This is a genomic window from Janthinobacterium sp. PLB04 (assembly GCF_021165895.1).
In the GTDB taxonomy this organism is placed as follows: Bacteria; Pseudomonadota; Gammaproteobacteria; order Burkholderiales; family Burkholderiaceae_D; genus Janthinobacterium; species Janthinobacterium lividum.
In genome coordinates, this window is sequence record NZ_CP088968.1 from 371932 (window position 1) to 393127 (window position 21196).

Sequence of the window (21196 nt, forward strand, 5' to 3'; positions counted from 1 at the left end):
CAAGGGGCGAGCGTCTGCACGATTCGATGTAAGCGCTTACTCTGAAAACACGATTAGGACAGCATGGCTACGAAAAAATTAAAAGGACTGGGTCGCGGACTCGACGCTCTGTTGGGCGGCGGGGGCGGCGACTTTGCCAGTCCGGACACGCATCAACCGTCGAACTTGCCCGTGTCGCAAATGCAAGCCGGCAAATACCAGCCGCGCACGCGCATGGACGAGGGGGCCTTGAATGAACTGGCCGCCTCGATCAAGGCGCAAGGGCTGATGCAGCCTATCCTGGTGCGCCCGATCGGGCAAGACACCTTGAGCGGCTTGATCAAATATGAAATCATCGCTGGCGAACGCCGTTTCCGCGCTTCGCAACTGGCCGGCCTGACGGAAGTGCCGGTGCTGGTGCGCGACGTGGACGATCTGGCCGCCGCGGCCATGGCGCTGATCGAGAACATCCAGCGCGAAGACTTGAATCCCCTGGAAGAAGCGCAGGGCATCCACCGCCTGATCGCCGACTTCAGTTTTACGCATGAGCAAGCGGCCACTGCGCTGGGACGCTCGCGCAGCGCCGTGTCGAACCTGTTGCGTTTGATGAACCTGGCCGCTCCCGTGCAGACCATGCTGATGGCCGGCGATATCGACATGGGCCATGCGCGCGCGCTGCTGGCCGTCGATGCGGCCAGCCAGATCACCCTGGCCAACCAAGTCGTGGCCAAGCGCCTGTCGGTGCGCGAAACGGAAAAGCTCGTGACGCGCTCGGTCGAGGAAGCGGCCAACCCGGTCGAGCCGCGGCAAAAGGAAAAGTCCGGCGACATCGCGCGCCTGGAAGAAGAGCTGTCCGATGCGCTGGCCACGCCCGTGGTGTTCAAGATGGGCAACAAGGGCCGTGGCCAATTGGTGATTGATTTTGCCGATCTTGACGTGCTCGATGGTTTGTTGACCCGCTTGCGTGGTTAAATAGCAAGCTGCAAAGACAGGGATCATGCGGGTGTGGACAATCCGGCCATGCTTTCCAGATGCACCACGTGATTCCTTGATAACACGGCTGGAAGCGGCCAGACAAGCGACTTTGCCATATAGTGGTGCAAATGGCGGCGAATAGTCGGTAAAGCGTCAGTTTCACGCAGCAATTGCCCTGCTGCGGTGCAGCAACGTTTGACTCTATAGATCAAAGCCAACTATAATCCCGTGTCTTTGCGTGTGTAGATTTTTCTGGGAACCTGGCAATTGAGTGATTCACAACAAAGTATTGCCAAACCAGTCTACAAAGTAGTTGCATTGCAGCTAGCAATCGCTATCAGCTTTGCCACGGTCACCCTGTTTTTTGGTGGCAATGTCAGAGGCTGGTCCGCCGCATACGGCGGCGCTATCGCAGTCATCGGTAGCCTGGTGTATGCCCTGCTGGTGGTTCGCGGTTCTAGCGACGCCAACAAGGCATTCCGGGCGCATTTGCGCGCAGAAGTGGTGAAAATATTTATCACAGCGGTGCTGTTTATATTGGCACTGGTGTTGTTTCAGTCGGCCGCCTGGTTATGGCTGATCTTGGGTTTCGCGGTGGCAACCTTAGCATACTGGTTTTCATTGCTCGCTGTTTAATCATTGGTTTTGGGGCCTGTTGTGCTCTGGAACGACAAATCTAAATTCATTATGACCACAGAACACGCTATTGAAGCGGGCCATGCTGCCCCGGCCAACGCCACAGAATACATCAGTCACCATCTGGCCCACCTGAGAAGTGCCGACGGCATGATCAATCTGGATACGTTCTGGATTTCGGCCATTCTGGGCTTTGTTTTCCTGGCTGTTTTCTATATGGCGTCGCGCCGCGCGACGGCTGGTGTCCCTGGCAAGTTGCAAAACTTCGTCGAAATGGTCATGGAAATCGTCAATGACACTATTAATGGGGCCTTCCACGCGAAAAGCAAGGTCATCGCGCCGCTGGCCATCACTATTTTTGTGTGGGTCTGGTTGCTCAACGCGATGGACTTCCTGCCGGTTGACCTGTTGCCGAAGATTCTGAGCTGGTTTGGCGTGCATAAACTGCGCGCCGTGCCGACCGCCGACGTCAACCACACCTTCGCCATGTCGCTGTCGGTCGTGCTGTGCGTGATCGCCTTCTCGATCAAGGCCAAGGGCCTGGGCGGCTGGATCAAGGAACTGTTCACGGCACCGTTCCATGCGAGCGGCCTGATCGGCACGATCGCCCTGGCACCTGTCAATTTCCTGCTGCAAATGGTTGAGCTGGTTGCAAAACTGATCTCCCTGTCGCTGCGACTGTTCGGCAATATGTATGCCGGCGAACTGATTTTCATCTTGATCGCGTTGTTGCCTTGGTGGGCACAGTGGGCGTTGGGTGGTCCATGGGCAATTTTCCATATCTTGATTGTAACTTTGCAAGCTTTTGTGTTTATGGCGTTGACGGTTGTGTATCTGAGCCTTGCGGTTGAGAAACATTAATCATTAACTTTATATTTTGTTTTTTTAGTATCTTTCGTTTTTAAATTTAGGAGAATTTTATGCAAGCTCTGATCGCACAAGTACAAAGCATGACCGTTCTGGCAGCAGCAATCATCATCGGCCTGGCCGCAATCGGCACCGCTCTGGGCTTCGCTATCTTGGGTGGCAAATTCCTGGAAGCTTCGGCACGTCAACCAGAACTGATGCCACAACTGCAAACCAAACTGTTCGTTATCGCTGGTCTGCTGGATGCTATCTCGATGATCGGCGTTGGTGTTGCTCTGCTGTACACGTTCGCTAACCCGTTCCTGTCCGCTCTGACGGCTGTTGCTCAGTAATTCGCTCCAACCCTAGGAGAAACTTTTAGTTAGGAGCAAAGGTATGGACATCAATATGTCGCTCATCGGCCAGATGATCACCTTCGCGGTGTTGGTCTGGTTCTCGATGAAGTTCGTATTTCCAGCGCTGAACAATGCGCTGGATGAGCGTGCCAAACGAATCGCGGATGGATTGGCTGCGGCCGATCAAGGTCAAGCTTCGATGGCTGTCGCTGAAAAGCGTGCGCAAGAGGCATTGAACAGTGCACGTGAAGAAGCGTCGCAACGCGTTGCGGACGCTGAAAAGCGCGCGCAGCTGGTTGCTGAAGAGATCAAGCAAAATGCACAAGCTGAAGCTGCGCGTATCATTGCGCAAGCCCAGTCGGACGCCGAACAGCAACTGTCGAAAGCACGCGAACAATTGCGCGCTCAGGTGGCTGACCTGGCTGTCAAGGGTGCCGAGCAGATCTTGAAGCGTGAAGTTAACGCTACGGCTCACGCCGAAATGTTGCAGCGTCTTGCTGTCGAGCTGTAATCATGGCAGAACTCGCAACCGTCGCCCGTCCCTACGCGGAAGCTTTGTTCCGCGTAGCCCAAGCTGGTAAGGAGTCAAGCAACCTCGCGGCGTGGTCCGAGCTGGTGTCCGAACTGGCACAGATCGGTAGCCACCCCGAGGTACAGGCGTACGCGCGCAATCCGAAAGTTTCGGAAAGCGACGTCGCCGCCACCATCCTGTCGTTGTTGAAATCGCCGCTCAATGAGGAAGTGAAAAACTTCGTCACGATGTTGATCGAAAATGGCCGCATCAGCCTGCTGCCGGAAATCGGCGCGCAATTCCATACGTTGAAAAACGGTCTGGAAGGTGCGGCTGACGCCGAGATCACGAGCGCTTTCGATCTGAGCGAAGGCCAAACGGCCGAGCTGGTCGCAACGCTGGAAAAGAAATTCAGTCGTAAGCTCAACCCTGCCGTCACAGTGGATCCATCGCTGCTCGGCGGCGTGCGCGTGGTCGTTGGCGACCAAGTGCTCGATACCTCGGTGCGCGCCAAGCTGCAGCAACTGCACGCTGCACTGGTGTCGTAAGACACGCGCTTCGGCAGGCCAGCTAAGACAGACCCTTACCCCTCGCGCAAGCTGAGAGAAACACTTTTAGGAGTTAGTATGCAACTCAACCCATCTGAAATCAGCGAGTTGATCAAGAGCCGGATCCAAGGTCTTGACGGCGGCGCTGAAGTGCGTAATCAAGGCACGGTTATTTCCGTCGCCGACGGTATCTGCCGCATCCACGGTTTGTCGGACGTGATGCAAGGCGAGATGCTGGAATTCCCAGGCAATACGTTTGGCCTGGCAATGAATCTGGAACGCGACTCCGTCGGTTCCGTGATTCTGGGTGCCTACGAGCACATCTCCGAAGGCGACACGGTGAAATGCACCGGCCGCATTCTGGAAGTGCCAGTCGGTCCTGAGCTGCTCGGCCGCGTTGTCAACGCGCTGGGTCAGCCAATCGACGGCAAAGGCGCCATCGAGACGAAACTGACGGCCGCGATTGAAAAAATCGCTCCGGGCGTGATCGCCCGCGAGTCCGTTTCGCAACCAATGCAAACCGGCCTGAAGTCGATCGATGCGATGGTTCCAGTTGGCCGCGGCCAGCGCGAACTGATCATCGGCGACCGTCAAACCGGCAAGTCGGCTGTGGCGATTGATGCGATCATCAATCAAAAAGGCCAGGGCATGAAATGTATCTACGTCGCGATTGGCCAAAAAGCCTCGTCGATCAAGAACATCGTGCGCTCGCTGGAACAGCACGGCGCGATGGAATACACCATCGTTGTCGCCGCTTCCGCTTCGGAATCGGCCGCCATGCAATACATCTCGCCGTACTCCGGTTGCGCCATGGGCGAATACTTCCGTGACCGCGGTGAAGATGCACTGATCGTCTACGATGATCTGTCCAAACAAGCTGTTGCATACCGTCAAATCTCGCTGCTGCTGCGCCGTCCACCAGGTCGCGAAGCGTACCCAGGCGACGTGTTCTACCTGCACAGCCGCCTGCTGGAACGCGCAGCACGCGTGAACGCCGACTACGTCGAGAAGTTCACCGACGGCGCCGTCAAAGGCAAGACCGGTTCCCTGACGGCGCTGCCGATCATTGAAACGCAAGCTGGCGACGTGTCCGCATTCGTTCCAACCAACGTGATTTCGATTACCGACGGTCAGATCTTCCTGGAAACCTCGCTGTTCAACGCCGGTATCCGTCCTGCCATTAACGCCGGTATTTCCGTATCGCGCGTCGGTGGCGCCGCCCAGACCAAGGTCATCAAAAACCTGTCCGGCGGTATCCGTACCGACTTGGCGCAGTACCGTGAACTGGCTGCGTTTGCGCAGTTCGCTTCGGACCTGGATGAATCGACCCGCAAGCAGCTGGACCGTGGTGCCCGCGTAACGGAATTGCTGAAGCAAGCCCAATACTCGCCACTGTCGATCTCGCTGATGGCCGTATCGCTGTTCTCGGTGAACAAAGGCTTCATGGACGACGTGCCAGTCAAGCAAGTGCTGTCGTTCGAAGCTGGTGTCCACGCTTACATGAAGACCAAGCAAGCTGCTCTGCTGGCCAAGATCGAAGAAACCAAGCAACTCGACAAAGACAGCGAAGCAACTCTGTCGGCGGCCATTGCTGATTTCAAGAAATCCGGCGCATATTAAGCGGCCAGGCGGCGCCCACTTCGAGTGAGGCGCCGCCCTACGCGCAGAAGGAGTAAGGACTCATGGCATCAAGCAAAGAGATACGAGGCAAGATCAAGAGCGTAGAGAATACGAAGAAGATCACCAAGGCGATGGAAATGGTCGCCGCGTCCAAAATGCGCAAGGCGCAAGACCGGATGCGGGCCGCTCGTCCCTACAGTGACAAGATTCGGAATATCGCCGCCAATCTGGCGACCGCCAATCCGGAATACACGCACCCGTTCCTGGCAGCTGCCCAGGGTACGCAAGCGAAGGCAGTGGGTTTCATCGTTGTCACGACCGACAAGGGTCTGTGCGGCGGCATGAACACCAACATCCTGCGCCAGGTGACGTCGAAGTCGCGCGAGCTGGAAGCAGCTGGCAACCGGGTTGAAGCAGTTGCCATCGGTAACAAGGGTTTGGGTTTTTTGAATCGCATCGGCGTCAAGATCATTGCGCACGCCATTCAAACCGGCGATACGCCCCACCTGGATAAACTGATCGGACCTGTCAAGGTCATGCTCGAAGAGTTCCAGGCAGGCAAGATCGATGCAGTGTACCTGTGCTACACCAAATTCATCAACACGATGAAACAGGAACCAGTCGTGGAGCAATTGCTGCCCCTGACGGCCGACAAGATGGTCGCCGACAAGGGTGCCCACTCGTGGGATTACATCTACGAGCCGGACGCGCAAAGCGTGATCGACGAATTGCTGGAGCGCTATGTAGAAGCGCTGGTGTACCAGGCAGTCGCGGAGAATCTGGCGTCCGAGCAATCGGCACGGATGGTCGCGATGAAAGCTGCAAGCGACAACGCGGGTAGTGTGATCGGCGAATTGAAGCTGATCTACAACAAGACCCGCCAAGCTGCGATTACCAAAGAACTCTCCGAAATCGTCGCCGGTGCGGCTGCGGTTTAAACGAATTTAACTATATTGAAGGAACGAACATGGCTGATGGCAAAATCGTTCAGTGTATCGGCGCTGTGGTGGACGTTGAGTTTCCCCGCAACGCGATGCCTAAGGTATTTGATGCCTTGAAGATGGCAGGCTCGGAACTGACCCTGGAAGTACAACAGCAGTTGGGCGACGGCATTGTCCGTACCATTGCACTCGGTTCGTCCGATGGCCTGCGTCGCGGCATGATGATTCAAAATACCGGCAAACCTATCATGGTGCCAGTCGGTAAAGCAACCCTGGGTCGCATCATGGACGTGCTGGGCAACCCGATCGACGAATGCGGCCCTGTGTCGCACGAGCAGATCGCGTCGATCCACCGCACCGCTCCTGCATACGACGAACTGTCGCCATCGCAAGAACTGCTGGAAACCGGCATCAAGGTGATCGACCTGGTGTGCCCGTTTGCAAAAGGCGGTAAAGTTGGTCTGTTCGGCGGCGCTGGCGTAGGCAAGACCGTCAACATGATGGAACTGATTAACAACATCGCCAAAGCGCACAGCGGCGTGTCCGTGTTCGCCGGCGTGGGTGAGCGTACCCGTGAAGGTAACGACTTCTACCACGAGATGGCTGACGCGAAAGTGGTCGATCTGGAAAACCCGGAGAACTCCAAAGTCGCGATGGTCTACGGTCAGATGAATGAACCGCCAGGTAACCGTCTGCGCGTCGCGCTGACCGGCCTGACGATCGCTGAATCGTTCCGTGATGAAGGCAAGGACGTTCTGTTCTTCGTCGACAACATCTACCGCTTCACGCTGGCTGGTACTGAAGTATCGGCACTGCTGGGCCGTATGCCGTCGGCTGTGGGTTACCAACCGACCCTGGCGGAAGAAATGGGCCGTCTGCAAGAGCGTATCACGTCGACCAAGACCGGTTCGATCACCTCGATCCAGGCCGTCTACGTTCCAGCCGATGATTACACCGATCCGTCGCCTGCTACCACGTTTGCTCACTTGGATTCGACCGTTGCGCTGTCGCGTGACATCGCTTCCCTGGGTATCTACCCAGCCGTGGACCCGCTGGATTCGACCTCGCGTCAGCTGGATCCGTTGATCGTTGGTCAAGAGCACTATGACACCGCGCGTGCCGTGCAAACGACCCTGCAACGCTACAAGGAATTGCGCGACATTATCGCGATTCTGGGTATGGACGAGCTGGCACCGGAAGACAAACTGCTGGTCGCCCGCGCACGTAAGATGCAGCGTTTCCTGTCGCAGCCTTTCCACGTCGCTGAAGTCTTTACCGGCGCGCCTGGTAAATACGTTTCGCTCAAAGACACGATCAAGGGCTTCAAAATGATCGCTTCGGGCGAACTCGATCACCTGCCGGAACAAGCGTTCTACATGGTCGGCACGATCGAAGAAGCAATCGAAAAAGCCAAGAAACTTAACTAAGTTAAGTCTGGGCCTAACCCCGCCGCTTACACGGCGGGGTTCTTCAACCCGATAGGACACACATGGCACACACAATTCACGTTGACGTGGTTTCCGCTGAAGAACTGATTTTTTCAGGCGAAGCAGAATTCGTCGCGTTGCCGGGTGAACAGGGCGAGCTGGGTATCTACCCACGCCACACGCCTTTGATTACCCGCATCCGTCCGGGCGCGGTCCGCATCAAGGTAGTCGGCCAGGCTGAAGAAGAGTTCGTCTTCGTTGCCGGCGGCCTGCTGGAAGTGCAACCGGATACCGTGACCGTCCTGGCCGATACCGCGATCCGCGGTCACGACCTCGACGAAGCGAAAGCGCTGGAAGCGAAGAAGTTGGCGGAAGAAAATATCCACAACAAGGATTCGGGCATCGACTACGCGCAAGCGCAAGCCGAGCTGGCCAGCGCGATTGCGCAGCTGGCAGCGATCCAGAAGCTGCGCAAGATGTAATCCATCTGCGCCGCACAAGAAAGGCAGCCTGCGGGCTGCCTTTTTTTTCAGCAAAAATTAGCGGCGCTTGTCCTTTCCCCTTTCCAGCCCCGCCTTCAATATCGTCTTCCACTTGGCGCGCGCGGCAATGCGTTCGAGCGGCGTTTCCTCGCTGCGGCGCGCGTCGCGCAGCAGCTTGTGATAATTACGCAGGCGGTCCCCATCGACGGCGCCGCGCACGGCGCAACCGGGCTCGCTGGCATGCTGGCAATCGCGGAACTGGCATGTCGCTGCCAGCGCCGCGATATCGTCGAACGTGGCAGCCAGCGTCTCCGCATCGGCGTCCGCGCGCCAGCTGCGCAAGCCCGGCGTGTCGATGATGCAGGCGCCGCTGGCGCACAGGTGCAGCGAGCGCGCCGTCGTCGTGTGCCGGCCACGGCCGTCGCCATGGCGCACGCCGTTGGTTGCCTGCTGCGCCGCAGCCAGGGTGTTGGTCAGGCTGGACTTGCCCGCGCCCGATGAACCGAGCAGTACCAGGGTCTGGCCGGCGTCCAGCCAGGGTTCCAGGATGGCCACGTCATACGCATGGCGCGTATCGATGGCAAACAGCGGCACGTGGGGCGGCAGGCGCAGTTTGAGCTGCGCCAGTTTGCCCGGCACGTCATCGGCCACGTCGGCCTTGCTCAGCACCACCACGGGGCTGACCTGGGCCGCCAGCACGATGGCCAGATAGCGTTCCAGCCGGCGCGGGTTGAAGTCTTCGTCCAGTCCCATCACCAGCAGGGCCGTATCGACATTGCTGGCGAGCACTTGCCGCCGGCCGTCATTGCCGCGCCGGCCGATCTGCGTGACTGGGGATAAGTGCGCCGTTATCCACAGCATGCCGTAACCATCGTGTTCGGCGGCGACCCAGTCGCCAACAGCAAGGATGGTGTCCTGCGCCTGCAGCTCGTGCAGCAGGCGCGGCAGGACCTGCGCCCCGTGTTCCTGGATGCCGTCGTGCACGCCGATGCTGTCGCGGTGCACGGCGCTCACGCGCAGCAGCTGCGCGGCGGGGGAAGAGATGTCGAGTTGGGTGGCTGCGCTGGCGATGCCCTGCTGCAGCCCGATAAGGCGTAGTTGCGCAAAATCGAATGTGATCATGGTAGCGTGATTCCAGATTCTGTCGTCCGCGTGCGGACGTGAAGCCTGCGCGTGCAGGCACCGCCAGTCGCCATGACTGGCACGAAAAAGGGGGAAGTCGGCTACGCGATCACGCGTATGGGGAAGGGCGTGCTAAGGGAGTTAGCGGGGAAAACAGTGATCAGGCAGCCGACAGCACGGCAGTATCCGAATGGCGCATGTTGTCTACTCCTGAGGTGTGATGGAAAACGCCAGTGTGCCAGCGGCGCGCGCCGCCGTCAATGGAAGGTATGGCTCAGCTGCACATGCCGTAGGTCGGATTAGTCCGCAGGGCGTAATCCGACACATTGTTGGCGCGATTGTTGAATTAGCTGCACATGCCGTAAGCGCTGCGCTCGGGGAAATAGCGGTAGGTAAACGTGCGCACCGGGTAGCGCTTGCCGGCGACGAGCATGTCGGGCATGGACAGGTCGAAACGCTGCGGCAGCTGGCGCGGCAGTTGCAGGCGCAGCCGCCACTGGGTTTCCTTGCTGTTGCCGACGGCGGCAAACATGATGGGCAGCTTTTCGATGACGTCGACGATTTCCGCCTTCTGGTTCATGCCGCGCTGGTAGATGGTCAGCACTTTCGCCTCGGCGAACGGCTGCTGTTTCGGCTCTTCCAGCAGGAAGGACAGGCGCGTAAAACTGGCTTGCGTGCCGACGGGTAAAGTAAAAATCAGTGCCAGCTCCGTGCCGCCTTCCTTCAGCGTGACGGGCGGCGTGGCATACACGCTGATACCGCGCGGCAGCTCGAAGCGCGAACCCTCCGTCCACGTCTTGCACTCGGGCGTGGTGGCCTGGTACAGGCTGGGCGCCGTGTAGTCATCGCAGGCGGAAACCAGCAGCAGCAGGGGCAGGGCAAGTCGGGCGGAACGGCGCATGGGAGTCACGGTTGGGGGAATGAGCCGACAGTGTAAGCGATCCCCACGCGATCCACCAGCGACGCTAGGCTTGCCCGGGCGGCGCGCGCCGCACGGATTGCAGCTGGCAGTGCGCCGCCTGCAAGGCATCCTTGATGGCATCGAGCGCCAGTTGCGGCCGGGCCGCGCCGCACATGAAGATATCGACGGCGGCAAAGCTGCATTCCGGCCAGGTGTGGATGGAGATGTGCGATTCAGCCAGCAGCACCACGCCGGTGACGCCCTGGCCGGCGCCAAAGCTGTGGAAATGGCTGTGCAGCACCTGCGCGCCAGCCGTGATGGCAACGTCGCGCAGCAGGCGCTCGAGCGCGGCGCCGTCGCGCAGGCGTGCCGGCGCGATGCCCGACAAATCGGCCAGCAAGTGGGTGCCCAGGGGCAGATGCGGTGTGGCTGCCATGCCTATTTGTGGCTGCCGCCGCTGGAGCCGCCGCCATAGCTGCCGCCGCCGCTGCCCGTGCGCGAACTCCAGCTGCTGCCGCTGCTGCTGCCGGCCACCTTGAACATGCGCACCCAGTTGGCGGCCGTGACACTGAAGGTCACCATCAGGGCATAGATCACGTATTTACTCATGGGGGATTCTTTGCATTCTTGTCGAGAAAAGCGGCAGGCAGGAACAGCGCCAGGCAGCCCAGCAAACTCCACATCAAGGTGCTGGAGAACGAGACAAACATGGGAATCGCATTCAAGACCAGCACGATGATGATGAAGACCTTGGCGATGCCGCGATGGCTCAGCTGGATATTCTGCACTTTGTCGCCGCCATGGAAGGCGCTGCCGAACCAGGCGGCCATCTGGTCATAGGCGACGGGCACAGAGCGCGACCAGGTCATTTCCTCGCCGGTGAGCTCCGCCGCCAGCTTGGTCTGCCCCTGCTCGAATTCAAACACGCGCGTGCTGTCGCCGACGGCCACCTTCCAGTTGAAGGCGCCCGCCGCATACACGACCTGCGAGCCGTAGTCATACAGTTTGCGGTAGGTGGCGCCATCGAGCGTGCAGGTATCGGCGTCCAGCGACGCCCAGTTGGGCCAGTTCGGCAGCACGTTCGAGCGCGACCAGCCATCGTCCGTCTCCACCAGCCAGAAGAAGCCGGCGCGCGCGTTGTACAGCAGGTATTCATTCCACTCGCTGCCTTCGTCGTCGGCGCGGCGCATCATGCCGATCACCGTGAAGTCCGCATTGCTGATCTTCGCGCTGGCGCCCAGCTCCAGCGTGATGTCGGCGTTGTCGTGCACCTGCTTGCCGATGGCCAGCACCTGCGCTTCCGGGCCGCTGGCGTCGAGCTGCGCATGGCAGGCGGGGCACACCAGCTGCGCCGCCGCGCCGGGTACATAGCCGATGCCGCTGCCGCAGGACGGGCAGTCGAGCGCGTCGAGCTTGCCGCGGTACTTGCCGGCGCTCCTGGCGATGGCGTCGTCGTCGCGCAGCAGCTGGCACTGCAAGCCCTCCAGGGTGACGGCAACGCCCTGGTAGACGACGGGTTGCGGGCCATCCGTGTAGTCGAGCGTGACAAAGCTGGCGTAGTTGCGGAAGTCCGCCACCTGGATGCGCCAGCCGGCGCCCACCTTGAACGGCAATTCTCCCTGGCCGGCGATGCATTCGGCGCTGCGGATCTCGGCCGCCGTGTACGGTTCGCCGCAGATCGTGTAGCGCCTGCCCGGCGTCAGCTCGGCAAAGGCGGGCAGGGCGTCTTGCGTGCTGCGTACGCGCGTCAGGGTGTACAGGCCGGACGAGTCGCCCAGCCACGCCGTGCTGGCGTCGTCGAACAGCAGATACCACTCGTTCCACGTGCCGGCGCTGTAGCGCTGCTGGATGCGGCCGACGACGGTGAAGTGCACGCCATCGTGCACGCCGGCCGTGCCGACCTGGATCGGCGAGTAATCCTCGAGGACGGCCGACATCTTGCCCACGTCTCTGACGGAATCGGCGTCCTTGAGGATGGTGCTGTGGCAGTACTCGCACACGGCGAGCACGGAAGCGTGCGAGCGGAAGTGGACTTCCGCGCCGCAGCTGGGACAGGAAACAGTTTGCATGCAGTCGCGCTTAGCCGATCAGTTTTTTCAGCAGTTCAGCCTTGGCGCCGTCGTAGTCGGCCGGCGAGATGAGTCCCTTGTCGAGCAAGCCCTTGAGTTTTTCCAGGCGCGCCTCGATCGGTTCTTCCACGGGGGCCGGTGGCGCCGCAGGCGGCGCGGCCGGGGCAGGCGCCGGCTGCTGTAGCGCTCCGCCCATGCTTTGCGCCATCACCTGGCCGATCGACAGCCCGGCGCCCAGTCCCGCGCCGATGCCGGCCATGCCGCCTTCGTTTTGCGCCGCCAGCGGGATCGCATTGGCCACCTGGAATTTCGTAAAGCCGCTCATCTTGTCGGCGCCCAGGCCGCCCTTCATGCCGGCCGAGATGCGCTCGTCCAGCGCCGCCTGCAATTCCTCGGGCAGGCTGATGCTGGCCACATTGAATTCATCGAGACCCACGCCATAGCGGGCGAATGCCTGCGCCAGGCCATCCTTGACCTCTTGCGCCATCAGCGCCTGGTTGGCCGCCATGTCGAGGAAGGGGACATTCGCGCCGCCCAGCGAGCTGGCCATGCTCGACATCAGAATGCCGCGCAATTGATCTTCCACTTCGTCGCGCGTATAGACTTCGCGCGTGCCGCTGATCTCGGTGAAGAAGGTGCGGGCGTCGGCGATGCGGTACGAGTACATGCCGAAGGCGCGCACGCGGATCATGTCGAAATCCTTGTCGCGGATGGTGATCGGCTGCGGCGTGCCCCATTTGCGGCCCGTCTGCACGCGCGTGCTGAAGTAATACACGTCCGACTTGAAGGGCGAATCGAACAGCTTGTCCCAGTTTTTCAGGTTGGTCAGCAACGGCAAGGTCTGCGTCGTCAGCTTGTGCGTGCCGGGACCGAAGACATCGGCGATCTTGCCTTCATTGACGAAGACGGCCACCTGCGATTCGCGCACATTCAGGATGGCGCCGTTCTGGATCTCGAAATCCTGCATGGGAAAACGCCAGGCCAGTACGCCTTCCGTTTCTTCGTTCCACTGCAGTACGTCGATAAACTGCTTCTTGATAAAGCTGCCGAGGCTCATGATGGTGTCCTTGAATGAGGTAAAACGTCAGGAAATACAGGCGGCGTTGATGGCGCCGATCGACAGGGAAATGGCGGCCAGCAAGCCGCCGAAGGCGCTGTTGTTCGATTCGATCTGGTCTTTCGACATGCGCAGCAGGCGCGTGGTGACCACATAGGCGAGCAATTGCACCACCATGGCGCCAAAGGCCCAGGCGAAGAACTGCTGGTAGTCGTCCGTGTGCATCAGGGACGAGGCGATGGTGGCGGAAAAGCCCAGCATGGCGCCGCCCAGCGACAGGGCCGCCGCCTGGTTGCCCTGGCGGATCAGCAGCACTTCGTTATACGGCGTGACGCGCGTGTAGATGATAAAAAATACAATCAGCAGCCCGGCGGCCAGTAAAAGATGGATCAGATAGTTTAGGATGGCGGGCACGGCATTCCTCACAAATGAGTATTTGATAACGTCAACGCATATTAGAACAAAAAAAGTCCAATGAACAAAAAGATTCTGATTTTGTCCGTCTTCGTGGTCGCTTCCTGCGGCCTCGCGTATGAGCTGATCGCCGGCGCCATGTCCAGCTACCTGCTCGGCGACTCCATCCTGCAGTTTTCCACCATCATTGGCTGCTACCTGTTCGCGATGGGTGTGGGCGCTCACTTTTCCAAGTATGTAAAGGACGATGACGTGCTTTCGCGCTTCGTCGACATCGAACTGGCCGTGGGCTTGATCGGTGGCCTGTCGGCGGCCATCCTGTTCATGACCTTTTCGTGGATGGCCGCGCCATTTCGCACCTTATTGTATGTGATGGTGTTCCTGATCGGCGCACTGGTCGGCATGGAAGTGCCGCTGGTGATGCGCGCCCTGAACACGCGTCAGACGGAATTTTCTGAACTGGTCAGCCGCGTGCTGACATTCGATTACCTGGGCGCGCTGGCCGTGTCCCTGCTGTTCCCGCTGGTGCTGTCGCCGTACCTGGGTCTGGTGCGCACGGGCTTCCTGTTCGGCATGCTCAATGTGGGCGTGGGCCTGTGGAGCATTTATGTATTCCGCGCTGAGCTGAAAAATCTCACAGGACGTTTGCTGCGCGCCTGTGCCGTGATGCTGTTGCTGGTCGCCGGCTTTGCCATGTCGGACCGCATGGTGGCCTGGGGCGAACACGGGCTGTTCGGCGACCAGATCGTGTATTCCACCACCACGCCCTACCAGCGCCTGGTGATCACGCGCTGGAAGGACGATACGCGGTTGTACATCAATGGCAACCTGCAGTTTTCCTCGCGCGATGAGTACCGCTACCACGAAGCGCTGGTGCACCCCGTGCTGGAAGCGTTGCCGTGGGCGCGCCGCGTGCTGGTGCTGGGTGGCGGCGATGGCCTGGCCCTGCGCGAAATCCTGCGTTATCCACAGATCGAACACGTCACCGTCGTCGACCTCGACCCTGCCATGACGGCCGCGTTTACCACGCGCCCGGAACTGGCAAAGCTGAATAACAAGTCGTTCTCGGACAAGCGGGTTACCGTCGTCAATGCCGATGCCGCCGTCTGGCTGCGCAACAACGGCGACATGTTCGACGCGGCCATCGTCGATTTCCCCGACCCGTCCAGCTTCGCGCTCGGTAAACTGTATTCGGTGCCGTTCTACGACCTGGTGAAAAAGCACCTGGCGGCCAAGGGCCTGATGGTGGTGCAATCGACGTCGCCCTTCTTTGCGCCGCACGCTTACTGGACCATCAATTCGACCCTGCGCGAAGTGGGCATGCGCACCTGGCCCTATCACGCCTACGTGCCCTCGTTCGGCGAATGGGGTTTTATCCTGGCCTCGCCCCAGCTCGACTACAAACCGCCCACCAGCTATCGTCTGCCGATGCGCTACCTGAATGCGGACACCACGCGCGAGATGTTCATCTTCCCGCCCGACATGCAGCCGCTGCCCATGGCGCCGAATCGCTTGAATACCCAGTCGCTCGTGCATGAATTCGAGCAGGACTGGAACCGGGTGATCCGCTGATGCAGCGCCGCTCCTTCATGCTGTGGGCTGCCGGCGGCACGGCAGCGGCAGCCGCTGGCATCGGCAGCATCGCCGCGTATCTGCGCTGGCAGGAAATCACGCCCAAGGTGCTGTATCCGGGCCGCAGCGAGGGGCATTACTTGCGCAAGCTGCTGCGCGAGCGCACGGCGCTGCCGGCGCCTTCGGCAACCGTCACCACGGATGTCGCCATCCTCGGCTCCGGCATCGCCGGCCTGACGGCGGCCTGGCGCTTGAATAAACTGGGGCACAAGGATTTCCTCATGATCGATGGGCCGCAGCCGTATGGCAACGCGGCCGGCGGGCAGTTCGGCGACCTGGCCTATCCGACCGGCGGCCATTACCTGCCGCTGCCTTCGCCCGAATCGACCCATGTGCGCGAGATCCTGTTCGATTTGGGGATCATCCAGCGCGATCCGCAGGCGGAAAAGCCGACTTATGACGAGCGCTACATCCTGCACGCACCCGAGGAACGCCTGCTGTTCAACGGTCACTGGCAGGATGGCTTCATTCCCACCGAAGGCGTTTCCGCCGAAGAACTGGCGCAGCACGAGCGTTTCTTTGCCGACGTGCGGCGCCTGCGCCAGGTGCATGGCAACGATGGCAAGCGCGTCTTCGTTTTTCCTACCGTGGAGTCGTCGCAAGACCCGGCCTGGCAGGCGCTCGACACCATCAGCTTGAAGCAGTGGATGGAGCGCGAAGGCTATACCTCGCCCACCCTGCACTGGTATTTGAATTACTGCTGCCGCGACGACTACGGCACGCGCTACGACCAGGTCTCGGCCTGGGCGGGCCTGCATTACTACTGCAGCCGCTGGGGACAGGCGGCCAATGCCGGCAATGGCGCGTGGCTGACCTGGCCGGGCGGCATGCAACCTGTCGCCACGGCCATGGAGCAGGCCTCAGGTGTCAAGCGTCATGCGGGCACGGTGGTTTCCGTGCGGACGACGGAGCAGGGCGTGGAAGCGCTGTGCCTGGAACTGGTCGATGGCCAGCCGCGCACTTACCTGGTCAAGGCGCGCAAGGCCATCTGCGCCATGCCTTTGTTCGTGGCCGCGCGCGTGGTGAACAATATCGCCGAGTATGGCTTTGACGCGCAGCGCGATACGCCCGCGTATGCGCCGTGGCTGGTGGCGAATTTTTTACTGAAACGCTTTCCCGATGAACTGCCGCATGCGCCGCTATGCTGGGACAACGTGGTGTACCAGGAACCGGGCCTCGGCTATGTCGTCTCCACGCACCAGGATATCCGCGTGCGCCCGCCCGAGAAAACCGTCTTCAGCGCCTATGTTGCCCTGTCCGACCGCACGCCGCAGGAAGCGCGCAAGTGGTTAGATGTGGCCACGCCCGAGGCATTGCTGGCGCTGGCCAGCGTCGATTTGAAGACGGCGTATGGACGCGATTTTGCCAGCTGCGTCGAACGGGTCGACATCACCGTGCGCGGCCACGCCATGGCGGCACCGTTGCCGGGATTTCGCAGCAATGCGGGCTTGAAGGCGCTGCGCGAACACGACGGCGCCATCCTGTTCGCGCATGCCGATCTGTCGGGCTTTTCCGTGTTCGAGGAAGCGGCGTGGTGGGGTGACAGGGCGGCGCGCCTGGCTTCCACATGAGGATATCAATGAAAAAGGCCGGCGCAAGCGCCGGCCAGAGCCCCCTAAGGCTCGAACCGGTCTATTTGTTCTTGTTGATCACGTCGATGAACACGGCCGCCAGCAGCACCAGGCCCTTGATCACCTGCTGGTAGTCGATGCCGATGCCCATGATGGACATGCCGTTGTTCATCACGCCCATGATGAAGGCGCCGATCACGGCTCCCATCACCTTGCCCACGCCGCCCGAAGCCGAGGCGCCGCCGATGAAGCAGGCGGCGATCACGTCCAGCTCGAAACCCGTGCCGGCCTTTGGCGTGGCCGTGTTCAGGCGCGCCGCGAAGATCAGGCCGGCCAGCGCGGCCAGCATGCCCATGTTGACGAAGGTGTAGAAGCTGACCCGTTCCGTCTTGATGCCGGACAGGCGCGCCGCCTTCTCGTTGCCGCCCACGGCATATACGCGCCGGCCCAGCACGGTGCGGTTGGTAATGAAGGTGTAGGCGACGATGAGCAGCGACATCACGGCCAGCACGTTGGGAAAGCCGCGGTACGACGCCAGCAGGTAGCTGAAATACACCATCACGGCGGCGAAGATGGCGTTTTTCAGCAGGAAGAAGGCGCGCGGTTCGTTTTCCATGCCGTGCTTCAGTTGCTTGGCGCGGCTGCGCAGCGAAGTGATAATCAGCGCCGCGGCGGCGATCACGCCCAGCAGCAATGACAGGCCGCGCAGGTTTTCGCCGCCGAACGGGTCGGGCAGGAAGCCCGAACTGAGCATCTGGAAGCCTTCCGGGAAGGGGCCGACCGACTGGCCCGCCAGCAGGGCCAGGGTCAGGCCCTTGAACACCAGCATGCCGGCCAGGGTGACGATGAAGGACGGGATTTTAAAGAAGGCGACAAAATAGCCTTGCGCGCCGCCGATGACGGCGCCGGCCAGCAGGCAGATGATGCTGGCGGCGACAAAGTTCATGTTGTAGTTGACGATCAGGACGGCCGCCAGCGCGCCGACGAAGCCGACCACCGAGCCGACGGACAAATCGATATGGCCGGCCACGATGACCATCAGCATGCCCAGCGCCATGATGACGATGTAGCTGTTTTGCAGCACCAGGTTGGTCAGGTTGAGCGGCTGCATCAGGGTGCCGTCGGTCATGTACTGGAAAAAGCCCATGATGACGATCAGGGAAAGCAGCATGCCGTAGTCGCGCATATTGTTCTTCAAAAAGCCGGCATAGCTTTTCGCTTGCGGCGCCGCGGCTGGCGTTGCTGGCGCGCCTGCTGTCAATTTATTGTCCATTGTTTTCTCCGTGTGTAACGATCGCGCGCATGATGCGTTCCTGCGATGCTTCTGCCGCGCTCAGTTCTGCCGCGAAGCGGCCTTCGTTCATGACATAGATCCGGTCGCACATGCCCAGCAATTCCGGCATTTCCGAGGAAATCATGATGATGCATTTGCCTTCGGCGGCCAGCTCGCTGATGATGCTGTAGATCTCGTACTTGGCGCCCACGTCGATGCCGCGGCTCGGTTCATCGAGGATCAGGATGTCGGGGCGCGAAAACAGCCATTTCGCCAGCACCACTTTCTGCTGGTTGCCGCCTGACAGGTTGACCACCTTCTGCGCCACGCTCGAGCAACGGGTCTTGAGCTTGCGGCGGAACTCCTCGGCCACGCCGAATTCACGCTGCTCGTCGATCACCATGTGCTTTGAAATCGCGTCCAGGTTGGCAAGGCTGGTGTTCTTCTGGATGTCTTCCTCGAGGATCAGGCCCAGGCCCTTGCGGTCTTCCGTGACATACGCGAGGCCGTGGGCGATCGCCTTGCCGATGGTGCTGACGTCGATTTCCTGGCCATTCTTGAGCACCGTGCCGCTGATGCGCTGGCCGTAGGCGCGGCCGAAAATGCTCATCGCCAGTTCCGTGCGCCCGGAGCCCATCAAGCCGGCGATGCCGATGATCTCGCCCTTTTTGGCATGCATGTTGATGCCCTTGATGACGGGGCGGTCGGCATGCTCGGGATGGAACACGCGCCAGTCGCGCACTTCGAAAATGGTCTCGCCGATGGTGGGCGTGCGCGGCGGATAGCGGTCGGCCATTTCGCGCCCGACCATTTTTTCGATGATGCGGTCTTCGCTGACGGCGTCGATGCGGCAGTCGAAACTGTCGACCGTGTTCCCGTCGCGCAGCACCGTGATGGCATCGGCGACCCGTGAAATTTCATTGAGCTTGTGCGAGATCAGGATCGAGGCGATGCCCTGGGCTTTCAGGCCCAGCAGCAGGTCGAGCAGGGCCGCGCTGTCGCTTTCGTTCAGGCTGGCCGTCGGCTCGTCGAGGATCAGCAGCTTGACGTCCTTGCACAGCGCCTTGGCGATTTCGATCAGCTGCTGCTTGCCCACGCCCAGGTTGGTGATCAGGGTGTCGGGGGACTCTTTCAGGCCGACTTTGTGCAGCAGTTCGCGCGTCTTCGCTTGCGCGTATTCCCAGTCGATGACGCCCATGTGGGCCGGCTCGTTGCCGAGGAAGATATTCTCGGCGATCGACAACTGGGGCACCAGCGCCAGTTCCTGGTGGATGATGATGATGCCGATTTCTTCGCTGTCCTTGATGCCGCGGAAGTGCCGCGTCTGGCCCAGGTAATCGATGTCGCCCGTATAGCTGCCATGGCCGTAGACGCCGCTCAGCACTTTCATCAGGGTCGATTTGCCGGCGCCGTTTTCGCCGACGATGGCGTGGATCTCGCCGCTGCGTACCCGCAGGTTGACATTGTCGAGCGCAACGACGCCCGGGAATGTTTTGCGTATCCCGCGCATTTCCAGGATAGTGTTCGTCATATAACCTCTCTGGCACGGCCGCGCTGGTCGGCATCGGTCGTGCGGCAGTCTTGTTCTTGATCGTGCATGAAGCGAAAGGCCCGGCAGCGCCGGGCCTTCAGTACCTTGGATGCTTATTTCACTTGCGCTTCCGTGTAGTAGCCGCTGCCGGTGACGAGCACCTGCTTCCAGTTCGCCTTATCGACGGTGACGGGTTTGAGCAGATAGGACGGCACGACTTTCACGCCGTTGTTATAGGTCTTGGTATCGTTGACGGTCGGCGTCTTGCCGCTCATCATCGCGTCGACCATATTCGCCGTCACCTTGGCCAGTTCGCGCGTGTCCTTGAACACGGTCGATGCCTGTTCGCCGCGGATGATGGATTTCACCGACGGGATTTCCGCATCCTGGCCCGTCACGACGGGGAAGGGCTGTTTCGGCGTGCCGTAGCCGACGCCCTTGAGCGACGACAGGATGCCGATGCTCAAGCCGTCATACGGCGACAGCACCGCGTCGACGCGCGCATTGCCGTAGTAGGCGCTGAGCAGGTTGTCCATGCGCGCCTGCGCCACGGCGCCATCCCAGCGCAGGGTGGCGACCTTTTCCATCCCCATCTGCTTCGAGCGCACCACCAGCTTGCCGCTGTCGATGTACGGTTTCAGCACCGACAGCGCGCCGTTGTAGAAGAAGTGCGCGTTGTTGTCGTCGGCCGAGCCGCCGAACAGTTCAATGTTGAACGGGCCCTTGCCTTCCTTGAGTTTCAGCGCCGATTCGATATAGCCCGCTTGCAGCACGCCGACCTGGAAGTTGTCGAAGGTGGCGTAGTAATCGATATTTTTCGTACCGCGGATCAAACGGTCATACGAGATGACCTTGATGCCCTTGTCGGCCGCCTTTTGCAGCACGTTCGACAGGGTGGTGCCGTCGATGGCGGCGATCACCAGCACCTTGGCGCCCTTGGTGATCATGTTTTCCACCTGCGCCAGCTGGTTCGGGATATCGTCGTCGGCAAACTGCAAGTCCGTCTTGTAGCCGCGCTCCTTGAATACCTTGACCATGTTGTCGCCATCGGCGATCCAGCGCATGGACGATTTGGTTGGCATCGAGATGCCGATCGCGCCCTTGTCGGCGGCGCTTGCCACGGGCATTACCGCCATGCCGGAGATGGCCAGCGCCAGGCTCGCGGTCAGCATTTTCATTGTTGTTTTCATTTCAGGTCTCCACCGTCTTCGATAGTTGAATGTGCCAGGGCCGTCGTCCAGTGGGCGGGCTCCGTGCGGATGGCCGATTGCAGGCCACGGCTGATACTAGTTTGTCCATCCATCC

The 21196-nt window shown here is 60.4% G+C and carries 22 protein-coding genes; 12 read left to right on the plus strand and 10 right to left on the minus strand.

The genetic code is table 11. The features are described 5' to 3' along the window. The first annotated feature begins 63 nt into the window (after positions 1-63). From LSO07_RS01475 to LSO07_RS01520, 10 genes are all read left to right on the plus strand, one after another. Positions 64-951, plus strand: a complete 888-nt coding sequence (locus LSO07_RS01475; RefSeq protein ID WP_034783839.1) for a ParB/RepB/Spo0J family partition protein — start codon at positions 64-66, stop codon at positions 949-951. A 270-nt stretch (positions 952-1221) separates the two neighbouring features. Further along, positions 1222-1590, plus strand: a complete 369-nt coding sequence (locus LSO07_RS01480) for an ATP synthase subunit I (protein ID WP_035823464.1) — start codon at positions 1222-1224, stop codon at positions 1588-1590. Positions 1591-1641: 51 nt separating this feature from the next. Then, positions 1642-2451: a F0F1 ATP synthase subunit A gene (atpB, locus tag LSO07_RS01485; protein WP_046681851.1), complete on the plus strand. Its 810-nt coding sequence runs from the start codon at positions 1642-1644 to the stop codon at positions 2449-2451. Between the two features lie 59 nt (positions 2452-2510). Then, positions 2511-2789, plus strand: a complete 279-nt coding sequence (gene atpE / locus LSO07_RS01490; RefSeq protein WP_034752695.1) for a F0F1 ATP synthase subunit C — start codon at positions 2511-2513, stop codon at positions 2787-2789. A 43-nt stretch (positions 2790-2832) separates the two neighbouring features. Next, positions 2833-3303, plus strand: coding sequence for a F0F1 ATP synthase subunit B (locus LSO07_RS01495; RefSeq protein ID WP_034752697.1), 471 nt, complete (start codon positions 2833-2835; stop codon positions 3301-3303). Positions 3304-3305: 2 nt separating this feature from the next. Then, positions 3306-3851 (plus strand): F0F1 ATP synthase subunit delta, encoded by a 546-nt coding sequence (locus tag LSO07_RS01500; protein WP_034783838.1) that lies wholly within the window; start codon positions 3306-3308, stop codon positions 3849-3851. Between the two features lie 78 nt (positions 3852-3929). Then, positions 3930-5471, plus strand: coding sequence for a F0F1 ATP synthase subunit alpha (gene atpA, locus LSO07_RS01505; RefSeq protein WP_034752701.1), 1542 nt, complete (start codon positions 3930-3932; stop codon positions 5469-5471). A gap of 62 nt (positions 5472-5533) precedes the next feature. Continuing rightward, positions 5534-6409 (plus strand): F0F1 ATP synthase subunit gamma, encoded by an 876-nt coding sequence (atpG, locus tag LSO07_RS01510; protein WP_034783836.1) that lies wholly within the window; start codon positions 5534-5536, stop codon positions 6407-6409. Positions 6410-6438: 29 nt separating this feature from the next. Next, on the plus strand, positions 6439-7839 hold the full coding sequence (gene atpD, locus LSO07_RS01515) for a F0F1 ATP synthase subunit beta (protein ID WP_034752705.1): 1401 nt from the start codon (positions 6439-6441) through the stop codon (positions 7837-7839). 62 nt (positions 7840-7901) lie between these two features. Beyond that, positions 7902-8321, plus strand: a complete 420-nt coding sequence (locus LSO07_RS01520; protein WP_034752707.1) for a F0F1 ATP synthase subunit epsilon — start codon at positions 7902-7904, stop codon at positions 8319-8321. Between the two features lie 57 nt (positions 8322-8378). Here the strand turns inward: LSO07_RS01520 and rsgA are convergent, their stop codons facing one another. The 7 genes from rsgA to LSO07_RS01555 form a co-directional block, all read right to left on the minus strand. Then, positions 8379-9443 carry a ribosome small subunit-dependent GTPase A gene (gene rsgA, locus LSO07_RS01525; RefSeq protein ID WP_151091995.1) on the minus strand — a complete coding sequence of 355 codons (1065 nt, stop codon included), beginning with the start codon at positions 9441-9443 and terminating at the stop codon, positions 8379-8381. A gap of 346 nt (positions 9444-9789) precedes the next feature. Continuing rightward, on the minus strand, positions 9790-10344 hold the full coding sequence (locus LSO07_RS01530) for a hypothetical protein (RefSeq protein WP_151091997.1): 555 nt from the start codon (positions 10342-10344) through the stop codon (positions 9790-9792). A gap of 64 nt (positions 10345-10408) precedes the next feature. Beyond that, the gene (gene speD / locus LSO07_RS01535; protein WP_151091999.1) at positions 10409-10780 is read right to left on the minus strand and encodes an adenosylmethionine decarboxylase; all 372 of its coding nucleotides are present in this window, start codon (positions 10778-10780) and stop codon (positions 10409-10411) included. 2 nt (positions 10781-10782) lie between these two features. Beyond that, on the minus strand, positions 10783-10953 hold the full coding sequence (locus LSO07_RS01540) for a hypothetical protein (RefSeq protein ID WP_157814714.1): 171 nt from the start codon (positions 10951-10953) through the stop codon (positions 10783-10785). Beyond that, on the minus strand, positions 10950-12413 hold the full coding sequence (locus LSO07_RS01545) for a DUF4178 domain-containing protein (protein ID WP_151092001.1): 1464 nt from the start codon (positions 12411-12413) through the stop codon (positions 10950-10952). The genes LSO07_RS01540 and LSO07_RS01545 overlap by 4 nt, the downstream gene beginning before the upstream one ends. A 10-nt stretch (positions 12414-12423) precedes the next feature. Next, a complete protein-coding gene (locus tag LSO07_RS01550; protein ID WP_070279933.1) occupies positions 12424-13470 on the minus strand; it encodes an SPFH domain-containing protein in 1047 nt (348 codons plus the stop codon). A 27-nt stretch (positions 13471-13497) separates the two neighbouring features. Then, positions 13498-13884, minus strand: a complete 387-nt coding sequence (locus tag LSO07_RS01555; RefSeq protein ID WP_151092003.1) for a DUF350 domain-containing protein — start codon at positions 13882-13884, stop codon at positions 13498-13500. A 60-nt stretch (positions 13885-13944) separates the two neighbouring features. Between LSO07_RS01555 and LSO07_RS01560 the strand changes: the two genes are divergently transcribed. Beyond that, on the plus strand, positions 13945-15456 hold the full coding sequence (locus LSO07_RS01560; protein ID WP_151092005.1) for a polyamine aminopropyltransferase: 1512 nt from the start codon (positions 13945-13947) through the stop codon (positions 15454-15456). Then, on the plus strand, positions 15456-17087 hold the full coding sequence (locus tag LSO07_RS01565; RefSeq protein ID WP_151092007.1) for an NAD(P)/FAD-dependent oxidoreductase: 1632 nt from the start codon (positions 15456-15458) through the stop codon (positions 17085-17087). The genes LSO07_RS01560 and LSO07_RS01565 overlap by 1 nt, the downstream gene beginning before the upstream one ends. Before the next feature lie 61 nt (positions 17088-17148). Here the strand turns inward: LSO07_RS01565 and mmsB are convergent, their stop codons facing one another. From mmsB to chvE, 3 genes are all read right to left on the minus strand, one after another. Beyond that, positions 17149-18360 carry a multiple monosaccharide ABC transporter permease gene (mmsB, locus tag LSO07_RS01570; protein ID WP_034783824.1) on the minus strand — a complete coding sequence of 404 codons (1212 nt, stop codon included), beginning with the start codon at positions 18358-18360 and terminating at the stop codon, positions 17149-17151. Then, the gene (mmsA, locus tag LSO07_RS01575; RefSeq protein ID WP_070258325.1) at positions 18350-19891 is read right to left on the minus strand and encodes a multiple monosaccharide ABC transporter ATP-binding protein; all 1542 of its coding nucleotides are present in this window, start codon (positions 19889-19891) and stop codon (positions 18350-18352) included. The genes mmsB and mmsA overlap by 11 nt, the downstream gene beginning before the upstream one ends. A gap of 113 nt (positions 19892-20004) precedes the next feature. Next, a complete protein-coding gene (gene chvE / locus LSO07_RS01580) occupies positions 20005-21027 on the minus strand; it encodes a multiple monosaccharide ABC transporter substrate-binding protein (protein WP_223278970.1) in 1023 nt (340 codons plus the stop codon). Between the last annotated feature and the right edge of the window lie 169 nt (positions 21028-21196).

Excerpts from the sequence above, each read along its gene's own strand:
- atpG (WP_034783836.1), top strand. The coding sequence starts at position 5,534 with ATGGCATCAAGCAAAGAGATACGAGGCAAGATCAAGAGCGTAGAGAAT.
- LSO07_RS01545 (WP_151092001.1), bottom strand. The coding sequence starts at position 12,413 with ATGCAAACTGTTTCCTGTCCCAGCTGCGGCGCGGAAGTCCACTTCCGC.
- speD (WP_151091999.1), bottom strand. The coding sequence starts at position 10,780 with ATGGCAGCCACACCGCATCTGCCCCTGGGCACCCACTTGCTGGCCGAT.
- LSO07_RS01495 (WP_034752697.1), top strand. The coding sequence starts at position 2,833 with ATGGACATCAATATGTCGCTCATCGGCCAGATGATCACCTTCGCGGTG.
- mmsA (WP_070258325.1), bottom strand. The coding sequence starts at position 19,891 with ATGACGAACACTATCCTGGAAATGCGCGGGATACGCAAAACATTCCCG.
- atpE (WP_034752695.1), top strand. The coding sequence starts at position 2,511 with ATGCAAGCTCTGATCGCACAAGTACAAAGCATGACCGTTCTGGCAGCA.
- LSO07_RS01475 (WP_034783839.1), top strand. The coding sequence starts at position 64 with ATGGCTACGAAAAAATTAAAAGGACTGGGTCGCGGACTCGACGCTCTG.
- LSO07_RS01540 (WP_157814714.1), bottom strand. The coding sequence starts at position 10,953 with ATGAGTAAATACGTGATCTATGCCCTGATGGTGACCTTCAGTGTCACG.
- chvE (WP_223278970.1), bottom strand. The coding sequence starts at position 21,027 with ATGGCGGTAATGCCCGTGGCAAGCGCCGCCGACAAGGGCGCGATCGGC.
- LSO07_RS01500 (WP_034783838.1), top strand. The coding sequence starts at position 3,306 with ATGGCAGAACTCGCAACCGTCGCCCGTCCCTACGCGGAAGCTTTGTTC.
- atpA (WP_034752701.1), top strand. The coding sequence starts at position 3,930 with ATGCAACTCAACCCATCTGAAATCAGCGAGTTGATCAAGAGCCGGATC.
- atpB (WP_046681851.1), top strand. The coding sequence starts at position 1,642 with ATGACCACAGAACACGCTATTGAAGCGGGCCATGCTGCCCCGGCCAAC.
- LSO07_RS01520 (WP_034752707.1), top strand. The coding sequence starts at position 7,902 with ATGGCACACACAATTCACGTTGACGTGGTTTCCGCTGAAGAACTGATT.
- mmsB (WP_034783824.1), bottom strand. The coding sequence starts at position 18,360 with ATGGACAATAAATTGACAGCAGGCGCGCCAGCAACGCCAGCCGCGGCG.
- LSO07_RS01560 (WP_151092005.1), top strand. The coding sequence starts at position 13,945 with ATGAACAAAAAGATTCTGATTTTGTCCGTCTTCGTGGTCGCTTCCTGC.
- LSO07_RS01565 (WP_151092007.1), top strand. The coding sequence starts at position 15,456 with ATGCAGCGCCGCTCCTTCATGCTGTGGGCTGCCGGCGGCACGGCAGCG.
- rsgA (WP_151091995.1), bottom strand. The coding sequence starts at position 9,443 with ATGATCACATTCGATTTTGCGCAACTACGCCTTATCGGGCTGCAGCAG.
- atpD (WP_034752705.1), top strand. The coding sequence starts at position 6,439 with ATGGCTGATGGCAAAATCGTTCAGTGTATCGGCGCTGTGGTGGACGTT.
- LSO07_RS01550 (WP_070279933.1), bottom strand. The coding sequence starts at position 13,470 with ATGAGCCTCGGCAGCTTTATCAAGAAGCAGTTTATCGACGTACTGCAG.
- LSO07_RS01530 (WP_151091997.1), bottom strand. The coding sequence starts at position 10,344 with ATGCGCCGTTCCGCCCGACTTGCCCTGCCCCTGCTGCTGCTGGTTTCC.